The following is a 3,102-nucleotide window of genomic DNA, read 5'->3' as shown; positions in this document are numbered from 1 at the left end:
TACCTGAATGCCTTAGGCACAAAAATTAAATTCTATTTTGCCCACTAACTTAAGTTGCACCCTCTTTAGAATTTTATGATGTTTATAGTTTACAACACTCTATAATTTTTATACTCTCCGATTCTCCAACCTGTCGTTTTTTCAATCCACATTTTTACGGAGTTTTTAAAATTGAGTTTCTTTTCTTTGATGTCAAAATCAAAAAGCCAATTCATACGCTCCACCCGTGCCTGCATGACTTGTGGATGTGAACCGTCGAAGTGTGTTAATGAATCAATTTCGGAATAGTCAAAATCCTCTAATTCTTGTGAAATCTTTTCTACTTTTTGTTCGCTATGCCAAAAGCGACTAGAGCTTTTAATCTTTTCCTTTTGGATTTCGGGAGGTTTTACCCAACCATAATGATAGATAAAGGCATCTATGAGTTTGACTTTGAGCTTTTGGTTATCTTTTGTTCTAAATCCTTGTGCATCACGATAAGACAATACATTTCCTGTATTACGAACCACACGAATTTCGCGACGATACCAGCGATGTGCATCGGCTACATAGTTGTACGAACCATAAAAATGCAAGTATTTGAATAGTAGTCCTTCCACTTCAGGTTTATGAAGGTTATCTTCCATGGCTTTTTTAATGACAGGAAGGTACTTTTCATGTACCACTTCATCGCCTTGGATATAAAAACACCAGTCAGCATCGGGCGAAATAGCAGCCAGCGCCTTATCGGTTTCGACCGCCAATACACGTCCGCCTTCACGCAAAGAGTCGTCCCAAACAGTTTCGATAATTTTGATTTTGGGCGAATCTATACTTTGTATTAATTCTAAGGTACCATCTTCCGAATTTCCTACGGCAACTACCAGTTCGTCACATATTGGCAATATCGAAGTAATAGCCTCGATGATGGGATAGTCGTATTTGATAGCATTTCGGACAAAAGTAAATCCTGCAATCTTCATTTTTTTTGATAGCTTAAATATTGTAGTGGAACCCAATTGAGTGATTGAGTGATTTGGCGAATGAGTGATTTTTAACAGGATTGATACTTCCGAAATCCAACATTCGGTATTAGGATTGTACGAAGGATTATAAAAATCATTTATTTCGGATTTCGGATGTTGGATTTCGGAAGTGTAAGCTTCTTTTTTTGTAACAAAAAAAGGTATTTTAGTTTTTTTCCGAAATTGTTTGAAATCCTTCGTACAGTACTAATCCCCAATCTAAAATCCTGTTAGCTTTGCAAGCTGCTTAATTTGGCGTAATAGCCATTTGGAATTTGCACAAGTTCTTCGTGCGTTCCTTCCTCTACGATTTGTCCTTTGCTAATAACGATGATTTTATCCGCATTTTGGATAGTACTCAAACGGTGAGCAATGACCAAGGTTGTACGGTTTTTCATCAAATTTGTCAACGCTTCTTGTACCAATTTTTCTGATTCGGTATCTAGGGCGGAAGTGGCTTCGTCCAAAATCAAAATTGGAGGGTTTTTCAATACCGCTCTTGCAATACTCAAGCGTTGGCGTTGTCCACCCGACAAACGACTTCCTCGGTCACCAATAACGGTTTGATAACCTTCTGGAGACTGAGAAATAAACTGATGAGCATTCGCAATTTTGGCAGCTTCGATAATTTGCGCTTCTGTGGCGTTGGCACCAAATACGATATTATTTTCAATGGTATCGTTAAACAATATAGATTCTTGTGTCACAATCCCCATTTGACGATGTAGCGATTCAGCCGAAATCGCTTTTAGGTCGATACCATCGAGGAGAATTTCGCCACCTGTAGGGTCATAAAAACGAGGAACTAAATCGGCTAGGGTAGATTTACCACCGCCCGACTCGCCAACTAGTGCAACGGTTTGACCTTTTGGAATAGTAAATGAAATATTTTTTAACACATCATTTTCACCATTATAGCTAAATGACACATTTTTAAATTCAATTCCTTTTTCGAAGCTTGGTAAATTAATGGCATTCGGCTGGTCTTGAATTGCAGACTCCGTTTCCATCAAAGCAATAATGCGCTCAGCCGAAGCAACGCCTCTTTGAACACCACTAAAGGCATCAGCGATTACTTTTGCAGGTCTTTGTACTTGTGAAAACAATGCTAAATAACTGATAAATTCAGAAGCCGTAAAGCCACCTTCTTTGTTGATTACAAGTGAGCCACCATATAACAAAATCCCTGCAATTACCATTACACCCAAAGTCTCAGAAGTAGGAGAGGTCATTTCTTGACGATAAACCATTCTCTGAACCGACTGTTTGTATTTGGTATTCAGGGTATCAAATTGCTTGATAATAGTACCTTCAGCGTTAAAGGCTTTTACCACACGCATACCGCCCAATACTTCATCAATCGTACTGATAATCGTACTTAAATTTTCCTGAACCTCTAAAGCTTTTTTACGTAAACGACGGGTAATACCTGCGATTGCTCCACCAGAAATGGGTAATATCAGGATAGAGAAAAAGGTCAACTTGGCAGAAAGTGTAAACAAGAATACAAAATATACCACCAAGGCAAATACCTCTTTTAATGAAGCGGTAAAGGCACGAGCAATAGAGTTTTCGATTTCTTGAATATCGGTTGTCAGGTGCGACATCAAATTACCTTTGCGCTCATTGTTGAAAAAGCCTAAATGCAGACTAACTGTTTTTTGAAAAACGGCATGTCTCAAACTCGCAATCGTTTCGGATTCAACGGTTTTAAGGATTCTTTGAGAAAGGTAACGGAATACGTTTGAAAGGAAAACTGATACCACAATGATAGCACATGCAAACTGTAGCGCGCCCATACGACCATACACATCCAACATATTGTATAAGTAATAGTTGAATGTATCAGAGAAAAACTCTTTACTCAAGCTAAAATCAGGAAGTTGCGTCACTCTTTTTTCTGCTTCTCCGCTTTCGACCTGATTAAACAAAACCTTCAATAAAGGCGAAAGTAGAGCAAAGTTGAGTACTCCAAATATGCTGGCTAATAAAGATAGTATGAAATAGGGCGCAATATACTTTTTGAGTGATGTTGTATATTGTAAAATACTTAAATATGTTTTCAATGAATGATGATTTTGAGTTTGTTTTGAGTTAT

General features: G+C 38.0%; 2 protein-coding genes. Both read right to left on the bottom strand.

What is annotated here, in order from left to right; all coding sequences use genetic code 11:
- Positions 1 to 89: 89 nt before the first annotated feature.
- A complete protein-coding gene (locus ACOVQ4_RS13000; protein WP_421821067.1) occupies positions 90 to 962 on the bottom strand; it encodes a glycosyltransferase family 2 protein in 873 nt (290 codons plus the stop codon).
- Positions 963 to 1,234: 272 nt separating this feature from the next.
- The coding region (locus ACOVQ4_RS12995) for an ABC transporter ATP-binding protein (RefSeq protein WP_421821066.1) at positions 1,235 to 3,102 on the bottom strand (1,868 nt) is incomplete at its 5' end.

This window comes from Flectobacillus sp. (assembly GCF_049240685.1).
Lineage (GTDB): Bacteria > Bacteroidota > Bacteroidia > Cytophagales > Spirosomataceae > Flectobacillus.
This window is presented reverse-complemented; position numbering and strand designations above follow the sequence as displayed.